Origin of the sequence: Embleya sp. NPDC056575 (assembly GCF_042793325.1) — a bacterium.
In the GTDB taxonomy this organism is placed as follows: domain Bacteria; phylum Actinomycetota; class Actinomycetes; order Streptomycetales; family Streptomycetaceae; genus Embleya.
This window is the reverse complement of sequence record NZ_JBHTVA010000001.1, coordinates 206,929-226,521: the sequence shown is the minus strand read 5'-3', so window position 1 is coordinate 226,521 and position 19,593 is coordinate 206,929. Positions and strand designations below refer to the sequence as shown.

The 19,593-nt window shown below is 73.1% G+C and carries 18 protein-coding genes; 9 read left to right on the top strand and 9 right to left on the bottom strand.

Annotated elements, in window-relative coordinates:
* The first annotated feature begins 72 nt into the window (after positions 1 to 72).
* Positions 73 to 990: an aminoglycoside phosphotransferase family protein gene (locus ACFRCG_RS00970; RefSeq protein WP_380027297.1), complete on the top strand. Its 918-nt coding sequence runs from the start codon at positions 73 to 75 to the stop codon at positions 988 to 990.
* Here the strand turns inward: ACFRCG_RS00970 and ACFRCG_RS00965 are convergent.
* Complete coding sequence (locus tag ACFRCG_RS00965) at positions 987 to 1,655, bottom strand: NUDIX domain-containing protein (protein ID WP_380027294.1); 669 nt, start codon at positions 1,653 to 1,655, stop codon at positions 987 to 989. The genes ACFRCG_RS00970 and ACFRCG_RS00965 overlap by 4 nt on opposite strands.
* A gap of 167 nt (positions 1,656 to 1,822) precedes the next feature.
* Between ACFRCG_RS00965 and ACFRCG_RS00960 the strand changes: the two genes are divergently transcribed.
* The 4 genes from ACFRCG_RS00960 to ACFRCG_RS00945 all read left to right on the top strand — a co-directional run bounded on the left by ACFRCG_RS00960 (position 1,823) and on the right by ACFRCG_RS00945 (position 5,108).
* Positions 1,823 to 2,428: a TetR/AcrR family transcriptional regulator gene (locus tag ACFRCG_RS00960; protein ID WP_380027292.1), complete on the top strand. Its 606-nt coding sequence runs from the start codon at positions 1,823 to 1,825 to the stop codon at positions 2,426 to 2,428.
* A gap of 124 nt (positions 2,429 to 2,552) precedes the next feature.
* Positions 2,553 to 2,903 carry a YciI family protein gene (locus ACFRCG_RS00955; RefSeq protein WP_126637106.1) on the top strand — a complete coding sequence of 117 codons (351 nt, stop codon included), beginning with the start codon at positions 2,553 to 2,555 and terminating at the stop codon, positions 2,901 to 2,903.
* 5 nt (positions 2,904 to 2,908) lie between these two features.
* A complete protein-coding gene (locus tag ACFRCG_RS00950; RefSeq protein ID WP_380027290.1) occupies positions 2,909 to 4,201 on the top strand; it encodes an RNA polymerase sigma factor in 1,293 nt (430 codons plus the stop codon).
* A gap of 118 nt (positions 4,202 to 4,319) precedes the next feature.
* A complete protein-coding gene (locus tag ACFRCG_RS00945; protein ID WP_380027287.1) occupies positions 4,320 to 5,108 on the top strand; it encodes a class I SAM-dependent methyltransferase in 789 nt (262 codons plus the stop codon).
* A 48-nt stretch (positions 5,109 to 5,156) separates the two neighbouring features.
* On the opposite strand, the gene ACFRCG_RS00940 is transcribed toward ACFRCG_RS00945, so the two are convergent.
* From ACFRCG_RS00940 to ACFRCG_RS00925, 4 genes are all read right to left on the bottom strand, one after another.
* Positions 5,157 to 5,447, bottom strand: a complete 291-nt coding sequence (locus ACFRCG_RS00940) for a type II toxin-antitoxin system RelE/ParE family toxin (RefSeq protein ID WP_380027284.1) — start codon at positions 5,445 to 5,447, stop codon at positions 5,157 to 5,159.
* A gap of 96 nt (positions 5,448 to 5,543) precedes the next feature.
* Positions 5,544 to 6,269 carry a hypothetical protein gene (locus tag ACFRCG_RS00935; protein WP_380027282.1) on the bottom strand — a complete coding sequence of 242 codons (726 nt, stop codon included), beginning with the start codon at positions 6,267 to 6,269 and terminating at the stop codon, positions 5,544 to 5,546.
* A 4-nt stretch (positions 6,270 to 6,273) separates the two neighbouring features.
* Positions 6,274 to 6,903, bottom strand: a complete 630-nt coding sequence (locus ACFRCG_RS00930; protein ID WP_380027280.1) for a TetR/AcrR family transcriptional regulator — start codon at positions 6,901 to 6,903, stop codon at positions 6,274 to 6,276.
* Positions 6,904 to 6,936: 33 nt separating this feature from the next.
* On the bottom strand, positions 6,937 to 7,476 hold the full coding sequence (locus tag ACFRCG_RS00925) for a MerR family transcriptional regulator (RefSeq protein ID WP_380027278.1): 540 nt from the start codon (positions 7,474 to 7,476) through the stop codon (positions 6,937 to 6,939).
* A 178-nt stretch (positions 7,477 to 7,654) separates the two neighbouring features.
* Between ACFRCG_RS00925 and ACFRCG_RS00920 the strand changes: the two genes are divergently transcribed.
* From ACFRCG_RS00920 to ACFRCG_RS00905, 4 genes are all read left to right on the top strand, one after another.
* Positions 7,655 to 8,704 carry an aldo/keto reductase gene (locus ACFRCG_RS00920; RefSeq protein ID WP_380027275.1) on the top strand — a complete coding sequence of 350 codons (1,050 nt, stop codon included), beginning with the start codon at positions 7,655 to 7,657 and terminating at the stop codon, positions 8,702 to 8,704.
* A gap of 173 nt (positions 8,705 to 8,877) precedes the next feature.
* A complete protein-coding gene (locus ACFRCG_RS00915; RefSeq protein ID WP_380027437.1) occupies positions 8,878 to 10,020 on the top strand; it encodes an ABC transporter substrate-binding protein in 1,143 nt (380 codons plus the stop codon).
* A gap of 150 nt (positions 10,021 to 10,170) precedes the next feature.
* Complete coding sequence (locus ACFRCG_RS00910) at positions 10,171 to 11,163, top strand: FecCD family ABC transporter permease (RefSeq protein WP_380027435.1); 993 nt, start codon at positions 10,171 to 10,173, stop codon at positions 11,161 to 11,163.
* Entirely contained in the window at positions 11,160 to 12,011 is an 852-nt protein-coding gene (locus tag ACFRCG_RS00905; protein WP_380027273.1) for an ABC transporter ATP-binding protein, read from the top strand. Before ACFRCG_RS00910 ends, ACFRCG_RS00905 begins: the two co-directional genes overlap by 4 nt.
* Here the strand turns inward: ACFRCG_RS00905 and ACFRCG_RS00900 are convergent.
* From ACFRCG_RS00900 to ACFRCG_RS00885, 4 genes are all read right to left on the bottom strand, one after another.
* Positions 11,991 to 13,262, bottom strand: a complete 1,272-nt coding sequence (locus ACFRCG_RS00900) for a cytochrome P450 (RefSeq protein ID WP_380027271.1) — start codon at positions 13,260 to 13,262, stop codon at positions 11,991 to 11,993. The two genes, ACFRCG_RS00905 and ACFRCG_RS00900, sit on opposite strands and share 21 nt — an antisense overlap.
* Before the next feature lie 217 nt (positions 13,263 to 13,479).
* Complete coding sequence (locus ACFRCG_RS00895) at positions 13,480 to 16,386, bottom strand: poly(A) polymerase (RefSeq protein ID WP_380027269.1); 2,907 nt, start codon at positions 16,384 to 16,386, stop codon at positions 13,480 to 13,482.
* Entirely contained in the window at positions 16,386 to 18,128 is a 1,743-nt protein-coding gene (locus ACFRCG_RS00890; protein ID WP_380027267.1) for an RNA ligase family protein, read from the bottom strand. Before ACFRCG_RS00890 ends, ACFRCG_RS00895 begins: the two co-directional genes overlap by 1 nt.
* A gap of 156 nt (positions 18,129 to 18,284) precedes the next feature.
* Positions 18,285 to 19,484: a D-alanyl-D-alanine carboxypeptidase family protein gene (locus tag ACFRCG_RS00885; RefSeq protein ID WP_380027265.1), complete on the bottom strand. Its 1,200-nt coding sequence runs from the start codon at positions 19,482 to 19,484 to the stop codon at positions 18,285 to 18,287.
* Positions 19,485 to 19,593 lie beyond the last annotated feature (109 nt).

Here is a 19,593-nt window from a genome sequence, read left to right as displayed (position 1 = left end):
CCCGCGCCCCGGGCACCCCCGTGACTCCTTCGGACCCGCACGACACCGGATCTCACGAAGGAGACAACCGAAATGACCACGTCCACACCCCTCGACGTCCCCGACGCGTTCACCGCGGCACACGGCGGTACCGCCGCCGGTCGAGCCTGGATCGCCGCACTGCCGACCCTGGCCGCCGACGTCGTGGACCGCTGGTCCCTGCGTCCGGACGGCCCCGTCGCCCACGGCATGGCCGCCGTCGTGCTCCCGGTGACCCGTGCCGACGGTACGCCCGCCGTACTGCGGCTCCAGCAGGTCGCCGAGGACAACGCCGGCGTCGTGCCCGGCCTGCGGGCCTGGCGGGGCGGCGGCATCGTGCGCCTGCTCGACCACGACCCGGACACCGACGCCCAACTCCTCGAACGTCTCGACGCGACGCGCACGTTGGCCGCGCTGCCCGACGACGCCGTCGCCACGCAGACCCTCGCCGAGCTGATGGCCCGCCTGGTCGCGGTGCCGGCGCCCGCCGGGATGCGCCGACTGGCCGACATCGCCGCGGCCATGCTCGACGACACCCCCCGCGCGGTGGCGGCGCTGGCCGACCCGACCGAACGCCGGCTCGTGCGCACCTGCGCCTCGGCCGTGGCCGAACTCGTCGACGAACCCGGCGATCGCCTGCTGCACTGGGACCTGCACTACGACAACGTCCTGGCCGGCGAGCGCGAGCCGTGGCTGGCCATCGACCCCGAACCGCTGGCTGGCGACCCGGGCTTCGACCTGTGGCCCGCCCTGGACAGCCGCCTGACCGAGGCCGGCGCGACGGGCGACGTGGCCCGCACGGTGTATCGCCGCTTCGACCGACTCACCGAGGTGGTCGGCCTGGACCGACAACGCGCCGTCGGCTGGACCCTCGGCCGGATCCTGCAGAACGCGCTGTGGGACGTCGAGGACGGCAACACCGCCCTCGACCCCGCCCAGGTCGCACTCGCCGAGGCCCTGCTGCGCCGTTAAGCCGTGTCCTTCGCGCGGAACGGGCCGTCCAGGGCCGCCCACTGCAGCAGCATGATGGTCTTGGCGTCCACGATCCGGCCGTCCCGGATCATCGCCAACGCCTCGGTGAACGGCAGTTCCACGGTGTCGATGTCCTCGCCCTCGGCGGCGATCCCGCCGCCGAGGCCGGCGGCCGTGCCGGGGCCGTACGGGGCGGCGAAGAAGTGCACCCGCTCGGTGACCGAACCCGGGCTCATGTAGACGTCGAAGACGTGTTCGGGCGTACCGACGACGTGTCCGGTCTCCTCGGCCGCCTCGCGGCGGATGGCCTCCTCGGGGGCGTCGCCGTCGAGGAGGCCGGCGGCGGTCTCGATCAGGAAGCCGTCCGGATGCTCGTTGACGTAGGCGGGCAGCCGGAACTGGCGGGTCAGCAGCACCGTGCGCTGCTCCCCGTCGTAGAGCAGGATGGTGGCGCCGTCGCCCCGGTCGTAGTTCTCGCGCTGCTCGCGGCTCCAGTGACCGTCGGCATGTCGGTAGTCGAAGGTGGTCTTGCGCAGCACATACCAGTCGCAGGACAACACCTCCACGTCGTGGATCCGCACCCTCGGGTTGCGGGTGAGGTCGCGGCCGTAGCGGTCGAGGCCGGTGCGACCGCGCCGGTCGGGGGTGTCGATGCCGTCGGTCATCGGGTGACCTTTCGTCTCGTGCGGTGGAGTGAGGCGAGGCGGGGCGTGGCGAGGTGGATCCGGGTGGGTCGGGTCGGGGTGCCAGGATGCCGGCCGGGCTTCGGGAGACGTGCGGTGGCATTCGGTGGCGAGGGGTTGCCGGGGGCCTGTCTATAGTCGTTAGTGAGATGACTGACTCGGTGCAGAAGAAGAGCCGGAGCCGGGCCGACGGCAGGCCCGGAAAGCGGGAGCGGTTGGTCGCGGCGACCGCGTTGGTCGTGTATCGGCAGGGGGTCGAGCGGACCACGCTGGCCGACATCGCCGCCGAGGCCGACGTGCCGGTGGGCAACGTCTACTACTACTTCCGGACCAAGGACCAACTCGTCGAGGCCGCCGTCGGCGACCACGAGCGGCGGCTGCGCGAACTGATCGCGGCTCTGGCCGAACTGCCCACTCCGCGCGAGCGGTTGCGTGCCCTGGTCGAGGGCTGGGTGGGGGAGCGCGACCTCGCGGTGCGGTACGGGTGTCCGTTCGGCACGCTGGTGTCGGAGCTGGACAAGCGCGAGGACGAACCGGCTCGGCTCGCCGCCGACGTCATGCGGCTGCTGCTGGACTGGGCCGGGGAACAGTTCCGGGCGATGGGGCGCGGGGACGACGCGCGCGAGCTGGCGATGTCCCTGGTCGGCGCGTACCAGGGCATGTCGTTGCTGACCAACACGCTCCGGGATCCGGAGATCATGGTCGTGCAGGGCGCGCGGCTGCTGGAGTGGATCGACGGGTTGGACGCGGGGTAGGGGTGGCGACAAAAAGTTTCGCCGGTCGTGTCGATCCGGCCGTCTCTCGTTCGTCGTCTTGGTGTGCGGCAGGCCGGCCCGGGTTGCCGGGCGGGACACCATCGGACAAAACCGGAGTCGGACCATGAAATACATGTTGTTGATCCACAGCGGTGCGGTCGACGCGGAGGGCGGGGCCCCCGAGTGCGGCGTCGAGGAGTGGATGGCCTACGACAAGGAAGTCAAGGACGCGGGCATCTTCGTGTCCGGGGAGTCGTTGGCGGACCTGGTCACCGCGACCACGGTGCGGGTCGGCGAGGCCGGTGAGCGGACCGTGACCGACGGGCCGTTCGCGGAGTCCCGGGAGGTGCTGGGCGGGTTCTACGTGATCGACGTGCCCGATCTGGACGTCGCGCTGGACTGGGCCGCGCGTTGCCCCGGGGCGCGGGGCAGCGGCGCGATGGTGGTCCGGCCGATCGCCGACTTCTCGGTCTGACCGCGATGGACGAGCGAGCCGCCGGCCCCGACGATTCGGGGAGGGCGGGCGTGGACGCCTCGGTGGAATCGGTGTTCCGCGAGGAGCGGGGCCGGTTGCTCGCCTCCCTCGCGCGCCGCTTCGGTGATCTGGACCTGGCCGAGGAGGTCGCCTCGGAGGCGATCGAGGCCGCGCTGGTGCACTGGCCGGTCGACGGCGTACCGACGCGCCCCGGCGCCTGGTTGTTGACCACCGCGCGGCGACGGGCGGTGGACCGGCTGCGTCGGGACCGGACGTACGCCGCGCGGCTGGCCGTGTTGCAGGTGGAGGCGGACCGGGCCGATCCGGCGCCCTCGGCCGACGCCGACGGCGAGTTGCCCGACGAGCGCCTCCAACTGTTCTTCACCTGCGCGCATCCCGCCCTGCCCGCCGAGGACCGCGGGGCGCTGACCCTGCGCTGCCTCGCCGGGCTGACCACACCCGAGGTGGCCCGCGCGTACCTGGTGCCGACCGCGACCATGGCCCAGCGCATCGTCCGGGCGAAGAAGAAGATCCGCGAGGCCCGCATCCCGTTCCGGGTGCCCGGCGTCGACGAGTTGCCGGCCCGGTTGCCGGGTGTGCTCCAAGTGCTCTACTCGATCTTCACCGAGGGGTACGCGGCCAGCTCGGGGCCGACGTTGCAGCGGTCGGACCTCGCGGAGGAGGCGATCCGGCTGGCCCGGATCCTGCGCCTGCTGCTGCCCGCCGAACGGGAGCCGGCCGGGCTGCTCGGGTTGATGTTGCTGATCCACGCGCGCCGCGCGGCGCGGGTCGACGCGGCCGGGGCACTGGTGTTGTTGGCCGATCAGGACCGGGGGCGGTGGGACCGGGCGATGATCGAGGAGGGCCGGGAACTGGTCCGGGTGGCGCTGACGGGTGGGCCGCCCGGGAGGTACGGGGTGCAGGCGGCGATCGCCGCGCTGCACGACGAGGCGGCGGACCTGACCACGACCGACTGGCCGCAGGTGGTGGCGCTGTACGACGTGTTGTTCGCGCTCACGCCGTCGCCGATCGTGGCGCTGAACCGGGCGGTGGCGGTGGCGATGCGGGACGGGCCGGAAGCGGGGCTGGCGCTGCTGGACGCGCTGGCGGACGAGCCGAGGTTGCGGGGGCATCATCCGTATCCGGCGGCGCGGGCGGAGCTGTTGTACCGGTGCGGGCGGTTCGCCGAGGCGGCGGTGGCCTATCGGGAGGCGTTGGAGCAGGTGGGCACGGATCCGGAACGGGCGCATCTGTTGCGGGGGCTGGCGGCGGCGGAGGCCGGTTCGCGGGACGGGTGAGGGTCGTCGGCGCGGCTCGGGCGGGTGGCGGCGGGGCCGGCGGGATCATGGAGGCGCGGTCGGCGTCGGCCGTCCCGGGCGGATATCGCCCCGGGTGGTCGTGGCGAGGGGTGCGGGCGTGGAGGATCGGGCCGAGCGGCTTGCGCGGGTGGCACGGGGCTGGGACGAGGCCGCGGAGGGGTACGAGTCCTACTTCGTGCCCCGATTCGCGCCGTGGGTACGGGCGGCGGTGACCGCGGTCGGGTCGTTGCCGGACGGGCCGATCCTGGTGCCGTGTTGTGGCACGTTTCCCGAACTCGAACTGCTGACCGAGGACTTCGACGACCGGGAGATCGTCGGTATCGACCTCTCCCCGGGCATGGTGCGACTGGCTCGGGAACGGGTGGCCGGCCGGCCCGGCGTCACGGTCGTCGAAGGCGACGCCTCGACCCTGGACGCGCGGTGGTCGGGCCGGTGTGCGGCGATCGTGTCGGTGTTCGGGCTCCAGCAGTTGCCCGAGCCGGATCACGCGCTCGCATCGTGGGTCGGGGCGCTGCGTCCGGGCGGTCGGCTCGCGGTGGTCTTCTGGCCGGACGGGATCGAGGAGACCGGCCCGTTCGCGCTGCTCGGCGAGGTGATCCGGGCCCGGATGCCGGCGTCCGACCGCTCCTGGGAGGGACGCCTCCTCGCCGCGATCACGGGCCGGGGCGCGACCATCGAGCGGGACGTGGACCTGGTGTACCCGATGTCCCACCCGGACGCGGCGGCCTTCTTCGACGCGTTCACCCGCTCCGGTCCGCTGCGCGCGCTGACCCTGGCCCGGGGCGAGGCGTTCATGGCCGCGCTGCGCGAGGAGTTCCTGCGTCGGGCCGTGGCGGGGGAATGGCATCACGAGCCGCGGGCGCGGATGTTGGTGGCGCGTCGCTGAGCGGGCTTCGGGTCGGTGGAAGTGAATGCGGTGTTGCCCGGCCCGCGGTCAGTCCTCGGTGTCGCCGAGGAATTCCATGCCGTCGAGGACCGTCACCACGACGACGACCATGACGCCGCGCAGGACGCCGTACTCGATGAGCAGGCCCGGTGCCACCATCGCCTGGCGGGTGTCGTCGTCGGGGCCGATCGGGGCGGACGCCTTGGTGTACGGGTCGCGGGCGAGCACCTGGAGGGCCTTGGTGAGCTGTGCGCGGCGCTCGGGCGGCAGCGAGTCGCGGACGGCGGCGGCCGTCTCCGTGTACTCCACGCGGTACGGGCCGCTCGGATGAGCCTTCACGGTGCCCCCCTCCGTTGGCGTTCCGTTCCTGAGGGGACCGTAGCCGCCGGCCGACGCGCTGACCAGAGCGGGGCGGGGGCGGGTGGGCGGCTCCGGTCAGCCCTCGGGCGCCTCGGGGCGGTGCGGGCGGCCGCGGCGGCGGTACTGCTGGACGCCCTTGCGGTCGCGGACGGCGAGACCCCCGGCGCGGAGATCGTCCAGGGCCTGCTCCGCCGCACCGGGGTGCTTGTCGGTCAGGGCGCGCTTGCGGGCGCGCAGCAGGGCGTGCGCGGTTTCCTCCAGATCGGGGGTGCCGTCGACCCAGGGGGTGAAGTCCGCCTCGCGCGGGTCGGTCGTACCGCGCCAGGGATAGTCGAAGCGGGCGAAGGCGTCGCGCAGGTGTCCGGCGGACAGGTCGCCGGCGCGGACCCGGATCAGTTCGGTCTCGGCGGCGTCGAGGGCGACCAGGTCCCGGCCGTCGGTGAACACGGCGTCGATCCGGTCCCGGCGCACCTGGAGGCCGGCGCCGTCCACGTGGATCGCGATGTGGTCGGCGGTCACCGTCACCACGGGGCTCTCCCGGTATGCGACGGCCGCCATCCAGGCGCCGATCGCGGCGCCGAGCAGGGTCAGCGCCGGTACCGCCCACACCGTCGGCAGGCGCGCGGCCAGACGCAGCGGGGCGGGGGCCGAGCCGGTCAGGTCCAACAGGGCGCGTGCGAGCGGGCCCACCCCGAACCCCGCGCCGAAGCCGAGCAGGGCGGCGCCGACACCGATCAGCCACAACCACACCTGGGGCATCCGGATCGTGACGGCTTGTTTGTCGACCGCTGTCGCGTCCATGGTCTTACTTCGTCTCGCTTTCTCGTGTGTTGTTCGTCGGGTCGGGATTCGACTCCGGGGCCAGGTAGCGGGCAACGGTGCGGCGCAGGGCCGGTGTCGCGTCGCGGTCGGGATGGGCGCCCAGGTAGACCGCGTCGACCAGGCTCCGGATCCAGCCGGCCGTCTCGGCCGGGTCGAGCGCGCCGTCGATGCTGCCGTCGGCGATGCCGCGGGTGATCAGGCCGACCAGGCCCTCCTGGATCACGGCCTCGGTGCGGGCGATCACCTCGACCAGCTCGGGATCCCGGTCGATCTGGCGCAGCAGTTCGACGAGGATGCCGGCCGCGTGCGGGTCCCGGGCGTCGGCGGCGAGGTCGGTGACCAGGTCGACGATCGCTTCCGCCGGGTGCGCGGCGCCGGCGTGGCGGTCCACCAGCGTGCGCGAGAGGGGCAGGTCGCGTGCGAAGACGGCCCGGAAGACGGCGCGTTTGTCGGGAAAGTAGTAGAAGACGCTCGCCGCGCTCATCCCGGCGGCCCGGGCGATGTCGGCCACGGTGGTCGCCTCGAACCCCTGCTCCGCGAAGCGCGCCGCGGCGGCGACGGCGATCGTTTCGCGTCGCCGGGCGACTCGTTCGGGGTCCGTGGTGCGGGCCACGGGATCGCCGCCTTTCCATGACTGATCGGTCAGTCAAAGAATAGCATCGGTGTTGCTTTCGGCGTCTGCGAGCTCGGATTCGGAGTTGGTTTTGAACTCGGACTCGGACTCGGATTCGGATTCGGATTCGGTTTCGGCGAGGTAGTCCTCGTAGACGCCGATCTTGTAGCCGATCAGGTCCATGCACTGGTGCAGTTGGGCGATCTGGCCGGCGATTCGGGTCTTGTGCTCGCGGAGGATGGCCAGGCGTTCGCGTTCGGTTCCCTCGCCGGCGCGGGCCAGTTCGGTGTAGTGGCGGATGGCCGGGATGGGCATGCCGGAGCCGCGCAGGACGATGCACATGTTCAGCCAGGCGATGTCGTGTTCGGCGTAGCGGCGGCGTCCGCCCGGGCCGCGCCGGACCGGGTTGGCCAGGATGCCCTCGCGTTCGTAGAAGCGCAGGGTGTCGATGGTCAGGCCGGTACGGGCGGCGACCTCGCCGATGCTCAGGTCGCCGGTGGTGTCCGGGGCGTCGTCGTCCGGGTGCTCGGCCGGCCGGTCGTCCGTGGGGCTGTTTTCGGGGGTCTCCGTCACGTGCCTCAGGATGGGGCTTGACCTGGAGTCGGGTCCAGCTCATAGATTGCCGAGCACCGGAGCGGGCCTCGCGCCGGCCCGCCGAGGGGCGGGTCGGGCCGTACGAGTGTGCCCGCCACCGGGTATCACCGGCAGTCGGGGGACCCCGGCCGGGAACCCAGGAACAAGGAGCACGACCATGCGATACCGCCCGCTCGGCCGCACCGGGATGCACGTCAGCGTGCAGGCGCTCGGCACGATGATGTTCGGCGCGGTGGGCAACCCCGATCACGACGACTGCGTCCGGATCGTGCACGCCGCGCTGGACCGGGGCGTCAACTTCGTGGACACGGCCGACATGTACTCGGCCGGCGAGAGCGAGGAGATCGTCGGCAAGGCGCTGCGCGGTCGCCGCGACGACGTGGTGCTGGCCACCAAGGGGCACTTCCCGATGGGCGAGGGCGTCAATCGTGGCGGAAACTCGCGGCGTTGGATCCTGACCGCGGTCGAGGACAGCCTGCGTCGGCTCGGGACGGACCGCATCGACCTGTACCAGATCCACCGCCCCGACGACTCGACCGACATCGAGGAGACCCTGGCCGTCCTGACCGATCTGGTCCGGCAGGGCAAGATCCGGGCGTTCGGCTGCTCGACGTTCCCGGCCGAGGACGTGGTGGAGGCGTATCACGTGGCGGAGCGGCGCGGGCTGTACCGGTTCCGGACCGAGCAGCCGCCGTATTCGATCCTGGCCCGGGGCATCGAGGCGTCGCTGCTCCCGGTGTGCGAGCGGTTGGGCATGGGCGTACTGACCTGGGGCCCGCTGGCCTCCGGGTTCCTCACCGGCCGCTATCGCAAGGACGCGCCGATCGACCTGACCTCGGGTCGGGCCCGGCTCAACCCCGGGCGGTTCGATCCGACCCTGCCGGTGAACGTCACCAAGCTCGACGTCGTCGAGCGACTGGTCGAGCTGGCCGGGGAGATCGGCTGCACGCTGCCGGAGTTGGCGGTGGCGTTCCCGACCGCGCACCCGGCGGTGACCTCGGTCGTCATCGGGCCGCGCACCATGGAGCAGGCGATGGCGGCGATCGAGGGCGCCTCGCTGGTGCTGGACGACGCGACGCTGGACCGGATCGACGAGATCGTGCCGCCGGGGACGAACGTCTACCACCCGGACGGCGCGTGGACCCATCCGGCGGTGGCCCGCAGTGCGCTGCGGCGACGGACGGTGGCGGAGCGGGCGGCGGGGTGAGGCGTGTCGGCGCCGAACTCGCTCTTTTTCGGTGCCGAACCCCCGTTCTCTTCGGTGTCGGACCCGCTCTCCTCGGGAACTTCCCCGGCCTCCCGCCCGACTGACTCCCCGGGTCCGCCTTCGCGGGCCGCCTGACGGTACTTCCGGGGAGCGAATCTGTGCGGGCGAGCAAGGTGTGCGGCGTGGCCGCCGTGGTGGCGTTGTTCGTGGCGGGGTGTGGCGGTGACTCCGACAAGACGGCCGAGGTGGGGTCGGGGGCGTCCGCCTCGGCGGCACGGTCGGGCGACGCCGGGTCGGCCGGCTTCCCGGTGAAGGTGACCGACTGCGCCGGGGCCGTGACGACGTTCACCGCGCCGCCGAAGAAGGTGGTCACCAGCAATGCGTCCAGCCTGGAGATGATGTTCCGGCTCGGCGCGGGCGATCGTGTGGTGGGTACCGGTTTCCCGCCGGGCAAGGGCACCATGCCGGCACCGTTCGCCGCGCAGGCCGAACGGGTCGAGGTGCTCGGCGACATGGTCATCCCCAAGGAACGACTGCTCGCCTCGGGCGCCGACTTGTACATCGACACCTTCGCCGACATGAGCGGCATGGGGGCGATGGGCTCCGGGCCGTCGCCGAAGGAGTTCGCGGCGGCCGGGATCAAGCACATCTACCTCAAGTCCACCGCGTGCGCGAGCAAACGTGCGGGTGCGCAGGAGGATCTGGCCGAGGTCGAGGCCGACATCCGGCAACTCGGCGCGGTCACCGGCACTTCGGCCCGGGCGGAGGAACTGATCGCGGGCATGCGGCAGACCGTCGGCACGGTTCGCGGCGCGCTCGCCGGTGTGCCGCAGGACCGGCGCCCGACGTACTTCTTCTTCGACTTCGACGCCGGGACCAAGCAGCCCATCGCGGTCTGCGGCAGGCAGGTCGCCAACGCGGTGATCACCCAGGCGGGCGCGCGCAACGTGTTCGCCGACTGCGCCGGTGACTTCAAGCCCGTGTCCTGGGAGGACGTGGTCGGGAGGAACCCGGAGTGGATCCAGCTGGGCGTGCGGGACAAGGGCAGCGCGGAGGCCAACGCGAAGGCGTTCGACGAGGCGGAACGTTTCCTGCGCACATTCGATGCGACGAAGGGGCTGTCGGCGGTCAGGGACGGGAAGTTCGTCCGGGTCGGGTCGGAGCGGACGACGATCGCGGGGGTGCGGAACGCGGACACGGTGCGGGAGATCGCGGGCCGGATTCATCCGGATCTGGTCAAGCCGGGGGCGGGGGCCGGGCCCGGGACGGCTGCCCCTTCGGCTTCGGCTCCCGCTTCCGCGCCGGTTGCGGGGTAGGCGCGGGTGCGTTCGGTGTCCGAGCTGCGCAGCCGCCGTCGTGCGGGCGAGGGTGTCGTTTCGGCGGGAGCCGCCGATGTCGCCGGCTCCGGCCGTGCGGGTGATTCGGCCGGTCCGGCGCGTACGGCCCGTACGGCGTGGGTCGTTGCGGTGCTGGCGGTGTTGCTGGTCGTCGCGTTGACGTCGGCGGTGTCGTTCGGGTCGGTGGACATCCCGATCGGCGAGGTGTGGTCGGTGGTCGGGCGGCGGTTGCGGGGTGAGCCGCCGCAGGCCGGTACGCGGGACCTGATCGTGTGGCAACTGCGGCTGCCACGAGCCCTGTTGGCCGCCGTGGTGGGCGCGGGGCTGGGCCTGGTCGGCACCGCCGTGCAGGCCCTGGTGCGCAATCCGTTGGCCGATCCGTACCTGCTCGGCATCTCCTCCGGCGCCTCGCTGGGCGCGATCGCGGTGATTGTGCTCGGGGCGGGCACGGGCGGTGTACTCGGCTGGGGCCTGTCCGCGTCGGCCTTCGCCGGCGCGCTGGCGGCCTTCGCGCTGGTGTGGGTGCTGGCCCGGCGCGGTGGCGGATTCTCCCCGCTGCGCCTGGTGTTGGCCGGGATCGGGGTGGGCCAGTTCCTGTCCGGGTTCACCAGCTTCCTGGTCCTGCAGGCGGGCGACGAACAGCAGACGCGCGGCGTGCTGTTCTGGCTGATGGGCAGTCTGAGCGGCGCCCAGTGGGAGCAGTTGGCGCTGCCGACGGCCGCCGTCGGATTCGGCCTGATCGTGCTCCAGGCCCGCGCCCGCGCGTTGAACGCGCTCCTGATGGGCGACGAGACGGCCGCCGGGCTGGGTGTGGACGTGGCCCGGCTGCGGCGCGAACTGTTCGCGGTGACCAGCGTGTTGACCGGCGTGCTGGTCTCGGTGTCGGGGGCGATCGGCTTCGTCGGGCTGATGGTCCCGCACGTGTGCCGGTTGCTGATCGGCGGTGACCATCGTCGGTTGTTGCCGGTGTCGGCGCTGTTCGGCGCGGTGTTGCTGGTCGCGGTCGACACCCTGGCCCGAACCGCGATCAGCACCCAGGAGTTGCCGATCGGCGTGGTCACGGCCGTGATCGGCGCACCGGTGCTGCTGCTCCTGCTCGATCGACGGTTGGAGACCCGATGAGTGGTGGGGCGACGGCCGCCGCCGACGACGCGACGCGGATCACGGTCGAGGACCTGCGGGTCGTGCTGGCCGGGCGCGACATCCTGGCCGGCGTCGAACTGATCGCCGCCGCCGGGGAGATCACCGGCCTGGTCGGACCCAACGGGAGCGGAAAATCCACCCTGCTGCGCACGGTCTACCGCCACCTGAAGCCGCAGGGCGGCCGGGTTCTCCTGGGCGAGCGCGACCTGCGGTCGATGAGCCCGGCCGCGGCGGCCCGGCACGTGGCGGCGCTGCCGCAGGAGCGGGAGAGCGACTTCGAGTTCACGGTGCGCGAGGTGGTCGCGATGGGCCGCACCCCGTACCAGAAGGCGTTCGCGGGGGACAGCGCCGCCGACCGCGCGGCGGTACTGATCGCGCTGGTGCAAACCGGTGTGGAGGAGCACCAGGGCCGCCGGTTCGCCACCCTGTCCGGCGGTGAACGCCAACGGGTGCTGCTGGCACGGGCGTTGGCCCAGGAGCCGGATGTCCTGGTCCTGGACGAACCGACCAACCACCTGGACGTACGCCATCAGGTCGAACTCCTCACCCTCCTCCGGGCCCAGGACCGCACGACGCTGATCGCCCTGCACGACCTCAACGCGGCGGCCTCGGTCTGCGACCGCCTGCACGTGCTGCACGAGGGCCGGGTCCGCGCGTCGGGCACCCCGAGGGAGGTGTTGACCCCGGCCCTGCTGGCCGAGGTCTTCGGCATCAGGGCGGCCGTTGTGGACCACCCCTTGACGGGTGACCTCCTGATCGCCGTCGACCACCGGACCACGGCCCCGCCGGCGGCGATGGTGGTCGAATCACCCGGCCTGCGCGGGTGACACCGGGGTGGGGGTGATGTGCAGGTGGGCCGGGCCGTTGACCAGGAGGGAGGGGACCGGGGGCGGGGGGAGGTCCGGGTGGGTCAGTGCCAGGTGGGGCAGGCGGTCGAACAGCGTGGTCAGGGCCACTTCGGCTTCCAGACGGGCCAGGTGGGCGCCCAGGCAGTAGTGCGGGCCGTGGCCGAAGGCCAGGTGGGACTTGTCGGCGCGGGTGGGGTCGAAGGTGTCGGGGGCGTTCGGATGCACGGCGGGGTCCCGGCCGGCGGCGGCGAAGCCGATGATGATCGGGTCGCCCCGGGGGATGGTGACTCCCTCGCCCAGGTCGATGTCCTCGATCGCGTAGCGCATGGGGAGGAACATGACCGGGCCGTTGTGGCGCAGGGTTTCCTCGACGATGTCGTCCCAGTCGATGGTCTTCGCCCGGAGCCGGTCCAGGTGTTCGGGGTGGGAGAGCAGCGAGTACAGGGCGCTGGTGATCAGGTTCACCGAGGTTTCGTAGCCGGCGCCGAGCATCAGGAAGAGCGAGTCGAGCAGTTCCTGACGAACGGGTGGGGTCGTGCCGGTGGTGGCGCCGGCGGTCCGGTCCCGTGTTGTGGCCAGGAGGTCGGTGGTCACGTCGAGGCCGGGGTTTTGTTGCTTGTGGTCCAGCAACTCGTTCAATCTGGCCTGGAGTTCGACCTGGTAGGCGATCGCCGTGGCGGCGTCGGCCGCGGTGTCCAGGATCGCGTCGATCGCGGCACCGAGGGTGCGGCGCATGGGGTCGGGCACGCCCAGCAGATCGCAGATGACCGTCATGGTCAGCGGCAAAGACAACGTGCGGCGGATGTCGACGCTTTCCCCGGGCGGGACCGCGGCGATGGCGTCGACCAGGCGATCCGCGGTCGCCTGGACCTGTGGCCGCATACGTTGCACGCGGCGCGGCGCGAACGACGGGGCGACGTGGGCGCGTCGGCGACGATGGTCCTCGCCGTATCTGTTGACGAAGCCCTGCTGCAGCGCGACCGGGGCGAGTGGCCATCCGGCGGGTATGTCGGCGAGTCCCGGCCAGTGTCGACGGAAGTCGCGGGAGACTCGGGGGTCGAGCGTCAGCGCCTGGATGACGCTGTGCCGGGTGACGGCCCAGGCTTTCACGCCGCCCGGGAGTTCGATCAGCACGGCCGGGCCCCGCGCGCGCAGCGCGGCGGCGTCCGCGTGTGCGGCTCGGGCGGTGGGATCGAGAACGGGGCATCGATGAACGGGCTCTGCCGACATGCCTGGGTCCCTTCGCGGTGAACGTCCGGGATCACCGCCGGGCCGAGTGGCGCGTGGCGAGGCGGGGTTCGCGAAGCGGAGTTCGCCAAGCACACCGAATCCCCCCGGCGGTGCGTTCCTCTCTCTTCTACGCCTCACGGCGAGGTATGACAACCGCGCGAAGGCATCGCATCGGTGCGAAACCGGCGGGAGGGCGGCGAGCGGGGGTGGCCGGGAATCAGGTGAGGGTCGGGATCGCGCCGCCGTCGGCGTGGGTGAGGGTGACGCCCGGCAGGGAACGGGACCAGCGGTCGGTGCACTTGGCGAGGTCGGCGGCGGTGGGCGGGCCGGCGCCGAGGCCGATGGCGTAGCGGGTGCCGGCGTCGAAGGGGCGGGGCCAGGCGTGGGCGTCCCGGACGCCGGCCTCCTCCAGGAGCTTGAGCAACGAGCGCACACGGCCCCGGAGTCGCCCGGTCGTCGCGGCGAACTCGTCGGGAGAGCAGGGGAGTACGGTCAGGACCAGCCAGGCCGCGTGGCGGCGGTGCAGCGGGGGTGGTTCGGTCGCCTCGGACCACGGGTCGGTGCCGTCGGACTCCGCGGCGGTCAGGATCTCCCACGCGCGGTACAGCTCGTCGGTCAGGAGGTCGCGGCCGCCGGAGGCCACCTGTTCGGTGCAGGAGCGCACCGGGTGACTCGGTGTCAGGATCGACATCGGTGCTTCGGCGCCGGCGGTGGTGGTCGGTTCCGGGTGGATGCCGCGGTGGGAGAGGCTTACCGGGGTGCGCCAGTCCCATGCGGCCCAGCCGGCGAAGAAGTCTCGGAGCAGGTCGCCCTCGGTGGCGTCGGGTGCGGCGTCGATGGTGGTTCGGGCGGCGAGTATCGACCAGGCCACGCCCGGGAGTCCGCCGAAGGGGGCGCAGTCCAGGCCGCGTGCGCGCGCCCAGGCTTTGACCTGCCGGGACAGTGCGGCGAACCTCGCGTGTGCCGCGCCGACCGCGCTCAGGACGGCGTCGGCGTCGGTGACCGCGCTCAGCGCGACGGCGGCCGGTTCGGCGAGTTCGGCGCGGCGGTCCACCGCGTCGGCGGGCGGGATTCGTCCGGTGCCGACCAGTACGAGGTCGGTGGTCATGTCGTGGACGCTCAGGCGCAGTCCGGGCACGCGGGCGCCGATCACGGGACGGATGCCGACGGCCTCGGGCAGGGCGGTGGCGACCCGGGCCGCCACCTCGCCGAGGTCGACCGTGCCGGGCAGGGCCAGGACGAGGTCCAGGTCCGCGTCGGGGGCGGCGCAGCCCATCCGCCGGGAGCCGACCACGGACACCACGCCCTCGTCCAACGCCCCCGCGATGCGGCGAGCGATCCGCCGTGCGTGCGCGTCCCGTTCCGGGCCGGTGGGCAGGGACGGCCCGTGTGTGTCGGCTTTGTGGCCCGGGTGTTCCGGTAGCCACCTCAGGGTTCCGGTGCCCAGGGTCAGGACGGCCCTGGGTCGCATCGGCTCGTTGCCACGGCGGGAGAGGAGGACCAGGGTGTCGACCCGGGCGGATGTCGGGCTCAGGCGGGCCGCGCACGTGGCCGCCGTCTGCTGGGGGTCGGCGCTGCGGCCCAGGGTCAGGTGCGGTGTGTAGGGCCTGCCGTGCGCGTGGCAGTTGGGGAAGTGGCGGGCGAAGGCCCGGTGGAGACGCGCCCACGCGTCCTCGTCGGCCGCCGCCGGGTCGAGCCAGACGGTGGCGTCCTCGCGGTGGCCGAAGGTGTGTACGCCGGACAACTCCGCGACGAACGGGGCGACGTGCGCCGCCGCGGCGGTGAGCAGCGGGGCGGCGCGGATGAAGGCGTCCTCCGGGACGAAGCCGAAGAGGATGTTGACGTGCGGCGGCCAGCGGTCCACCTGCGGGTCGTGGGTGCGGCGGAGGGCCTGGAGGTCCGGCCACAGGTGCTTCGGGGGCAGCCAGGCCAGTGCGGTGCGTGCCGTCGGGGCCGCGTCGAGGACGGCGGTGCGGGTATCGACGCCGGTCACGAGGTCGGCCTGGACGCCGAAGTGGTCGGAGATGTACAGGCCGTCGGGGTCGGCCTCGTCGCCTTGGAGCACCGCCGCTTCGGTGCGCCAGGTGCCCGTGCGGAGCAGGATTCGGTCCAGGCGTGCGGCGCGGCCGGTGCGGGAGCCGATGGCCGCGAGCGGGTTGACGCCCGGGTCGAAGGTGGGTGTGTGGTCGTCGGGGCCGTGTACGCGCGTCCACGCGTCGGTCAGCCCGAGCGCGGCGGCGGGGCCGGTCGGGCCCGCGGTGCCGTCGTTGAAGTCGCCGACCACGACCAGGTCGTCCGGTACGCCCGCGAACCCGTCGGCGAGCGCGGCGAGTTCGACGCGGCGGCGGCCGGGGCCGTCCTGGGCGTGGTCGCTGGTCAGGTGGGTGACGGCGACGACCAGCGGTGTGGCGCCGGTGTCCACGGTGATCGCCGCCACGGCCTTGAACGGGCCCAGTACGTGCCGTGCGGCCTCGCGCACCGGCAGTCGGCTGAGCAGTACCAGTCCGCTGTCGGCGATGTCCCGGCCGGCGGGATCGGTGTCCATCGTGTACGCCGCGCGCAGCCACGGCTCGGCGGTGAGCAGCGCGATCAGGTCGGGTTCGACCTCCTGGAGCGCGATCACGTCCGCGTCGGCCGCCGCCAGCGCGGTGAGCAGGCGCGGTCGGCGCCGGGCGGTGTCGATGCGGTCGGCGTCGTAGCGGTCCCAGAGGGTGTTCCAGGTCAGCACGCGGATTCGGGCCGCGGCGGATGCGGCCGAGGCCGCGGGTGTGGCCGCGGTTCCGGCCGTGGGCGCGGGCGCGGGCAGCCAGCGGCCCTTGGCCGGGTCGAACGTGTACGGTTCGCGTGCGGTGAAGAAGGGTGCGCGCAGGCGGCGCGGGTCGTGTGCGCGGCCGACGGTGCAGGTGTCGATCCGGTCCACCCGTTCGGCCCGGTCCCACACCACCTCGCCGTCGGCCTCGATGCGCAACACCCGATGCCACGGGATGTCCCCGCCGGGGACGAACGCGGGCAGCGCGACGCGTTTCGGCTCGGCGCCGCGCCGGCTGACCGCCAGGACGAAGCGGGCCGGGTCGAATCGGGGATCCCAGCGCACCCGGTGGTAGATCTCCTCGCTGGTACGCATCACGCCTCCTCCGCGTCCAGGGAGCCGGCGACGTCCTCGACGGTGCCGCCGGCACCGATGTACCGGGTCCGGCTCGCCTGTCCGGGGTAGGGCGGGGCGAACCGGCGTCCCTGCGCGGCGAGTACGGCCGGCGGGACCGGGTGTTCGCGCGTGGCGTTGCGAGCGGTCAGCTCGTCCTCGCCGACCAGCACGATGGTGTGTGTGGTCAGCGCGTTGCGGCGGTGCGCGATGGCGGACACCGCGGTCCGTTGAGGGCCGGTGAGCGAGGTGGCGTCCCAGACCACCGTACCCCCCGCGGCGAGCGCGGCGTCGAGGCGATCCAGGCCCTCGCGCAACACGTCGCCGTTGGCCCGCTGGTCGGCCCGGGCGCCGCGGGCCTCGCGCAGGTCGTCGAGGGCGATGTGGGCGGCGACGTCGGGGAGTCGGCGGGCGTAGGTGCTCTTGCCGCTGCCCGAGCGGCCGATCAGGTGCACCAGCCGGGGGAAGTCCCCGGACCAGTGCCGGCGGGTCGCCTCGGGCGGCATGGTCCAGCCCTTGGCGTGGGCGTCGCGCAGTTCGGCCCAGCAGCGGTCGGCGACGTCCGGCGGCAGGTCGGCGAACGCGGCGCGGGCTCGGGCGCGCAGCGGCGCCAGGGGGGCTTCGTCGGTGAGGCCGGCGTCGGCGGCGAGCAGGGCCGACCACTCGACCCGCTCGTATTGCGCGGCGGCGTCCGCCCGGGCGGTGTCGGGGTCGGCCCCGGCGGCCGCCACGGCGCCGGCGACCGCGTGCAACACGCCCAGGTCGGCGGCGACCGCCAACCTGGCCAGCCCGCGCGGGCGTTCGTCGTCCGGGAACGGGCGGCGCAGCAGGGCCTGGAGACCGACCAGGTCGGCGATCCGGCGGGCCGCGGGCATGCCGAGCGCCGATGCCGATTCGGCGGCGAGCGCGGCGCGGGGTTCGGTGTGCAGGGCGGCGGCGAGTACGCCGGTCAGTCGGGCGTCGCCCGAGCGGCCCAGGACGTCGACGCGGGCGCAGGCGTCGGCTGCCAACTCGACGGTGGCGGGGGTGGGTTCGTCCCGCCCCAGGAGGCGGAGCAGGGCGACGAGGTCGGGTTCGGCGCCGGAACGCACGTCCCAGAGCGCGGCGTTCGGGCCGAGGCCGTTGGGGGTCACGGCGGCGTGCATCCAGTGTGTGTCGGTCTGCACGTGGCCGCGGCGCACCCATTTGGCCACCCGCCGGCCGAACTCCGCGCCGGGGAAACCCTCGACGGAGCGTACGACGAAGCCCTCCTGCCGTGCGGGGTCGAGCCGGATCGCGCGCAACGCGCGTTCGTCGAACACGCCGCGCCACAACACCGGCGGGGTCGGTACGCCCAGGCGGCGCAGGAAACGGGTGCTCTCGTCCCAGCCCAGGCAGTCGTCGCCGGCCCAGACCGAGAACCCGTAGAACCAACTCGCCAGCGTGTCGTAGCCGATCGAGTGGCGCGCGTACATGTTCTCCCCGCACACCCGCCACCCGGCCGGGATCCGTGCGCCGATCCGGCCCTGGAGTCCCTTGACCCAGGTGCGGGAGGGGTGGTGCCGCGAGTCGAGCGAGCGCGCGTGCAGCCCGTCGGAGTAGAGCGTGGTGTTCTCGCCGTCGAGCTTCTCGGTGACCACGACCTCGAGGCCGCGGAGCGCCGACAGATCGCCCGACCGGATGTCGTCGGCGCCGGCGCCCGGGGACCAGGGGACGTGCGGGGTGCGGGGATAGTGCGTACGCATGTCCCCTCCGCTCCCGATCCCCGCGCCCGATCCGGTCCCGAGCCTTGCGGGAGCCTCGGTCACTGTAGGAGGCGGTGCGGGGTGGGGCCATCGAATTTCGGCCGGGTGGAGGCGGACGGTACGGGGCACGGGGCGCCGGGGCGTGGGGCTGACGGCTTACGGCTTTCCGACCGATGTGAGGAGCTTTTCGGATTCGGAGATCGCGGCGGCTGCGGTCTTGCCTCGGTGTTGGGACATGACCGCACCGATGATCAGGTGCTTGCGACCGTTGAGTTGGCGCTCGGCGGCGAAGACCAGGTTGGCGCCGGCGGGGGTGGTGAAGCCGGTCTTTCCGGCTACCACGCCGTCCCGGCCCAGGAGGGAGTTCCCGTTGGGCTTGGTGGCTCGGGCGGAGTCGGTGTAGGAGGGGACGCCGGCGATCGAGGCGAAGCCCGGGTCGCGCATGGCCGCGCCGAACAGCTTGACCTGGTCGGCGGCGGTGCTCACGGTGGCGGGGTCGTAGCCGCTGGGGTCGGTGTACGTCGTGTTCGTCATGCCCAACTCGCGGGCGGTGCGGTTCATTCGGGCCACGAACGCCGCGTCGCCGCCGTCGACCCAGCGGGCGATCTCGTGGGCGATGTTGTTCGCCGACACCACCATCAGCGCCTCCAGGGCCCGGCGTTGGGTGAAGGTCTCGCCCGCCGTGATCGGGGTCAGGCTCTCCGAGCGACGCAGCCGGTCGGCGGAGCGGGCGGCCTCTTCGGCGGAGATGGTGAAGGACGGTCCCGAGCTGCCGGCCGCGAGCGGCTTGGCCTTGAGGAAGACGTACGCCGTCATCACCTTGGCCACGCTCGCGGTCGGCGTCGGCTTGGCGGTGCCGGAGGTGAGCGGCGTGCGGGCGCCGTCCACGGACAGCGCCGCCTGGCCGTCCTTGGGCCAATCGGGTTGGAGCGTGAGGTTGCCGTCGGTGGCGGAGACGGTCGCGGTCACCGGCGCGGTACGCGTGGCCGGCCCGGAATCGTCCGCACAACCGGCGACCAGCGCGAGCAACGCCCCGACGACCAGCGCGGCCGGACCTCGCAACGACCGACGCCGACCGGAGAGAGCGGCGCGGCGCTCGGCGGAGGCGCGACGGTGGGCTCCGGCGCCGTCGGCGGCCGGATCGGCGAGGGGGGCCGAGACGAGGGTGGCGGTGCCCGGGACCGACGTGGGAGCCGAACGCGCGACGTGGTCGGTGACACGGGTGGCGGTGCCCGGGACCGGGACGGGCCCGAAGCCCCCGGCTCGATGGGCCCTGCTGTCGTCGGGCGCGTCGGCGGCGGCTTTCGTTGTCTGCGGGGTGGTCGCCTGCGTGGTGGCGACGTCGTGAGGCTTCATGGGATCGACCATGGCGACCTCGGATGACCGCATTCGGCCGGGAACAAGACCGTTGTGTCACAACCCGTGCGATCGGCCGGTGGAGCGGGATTCGGGGCACGGGGCTGTT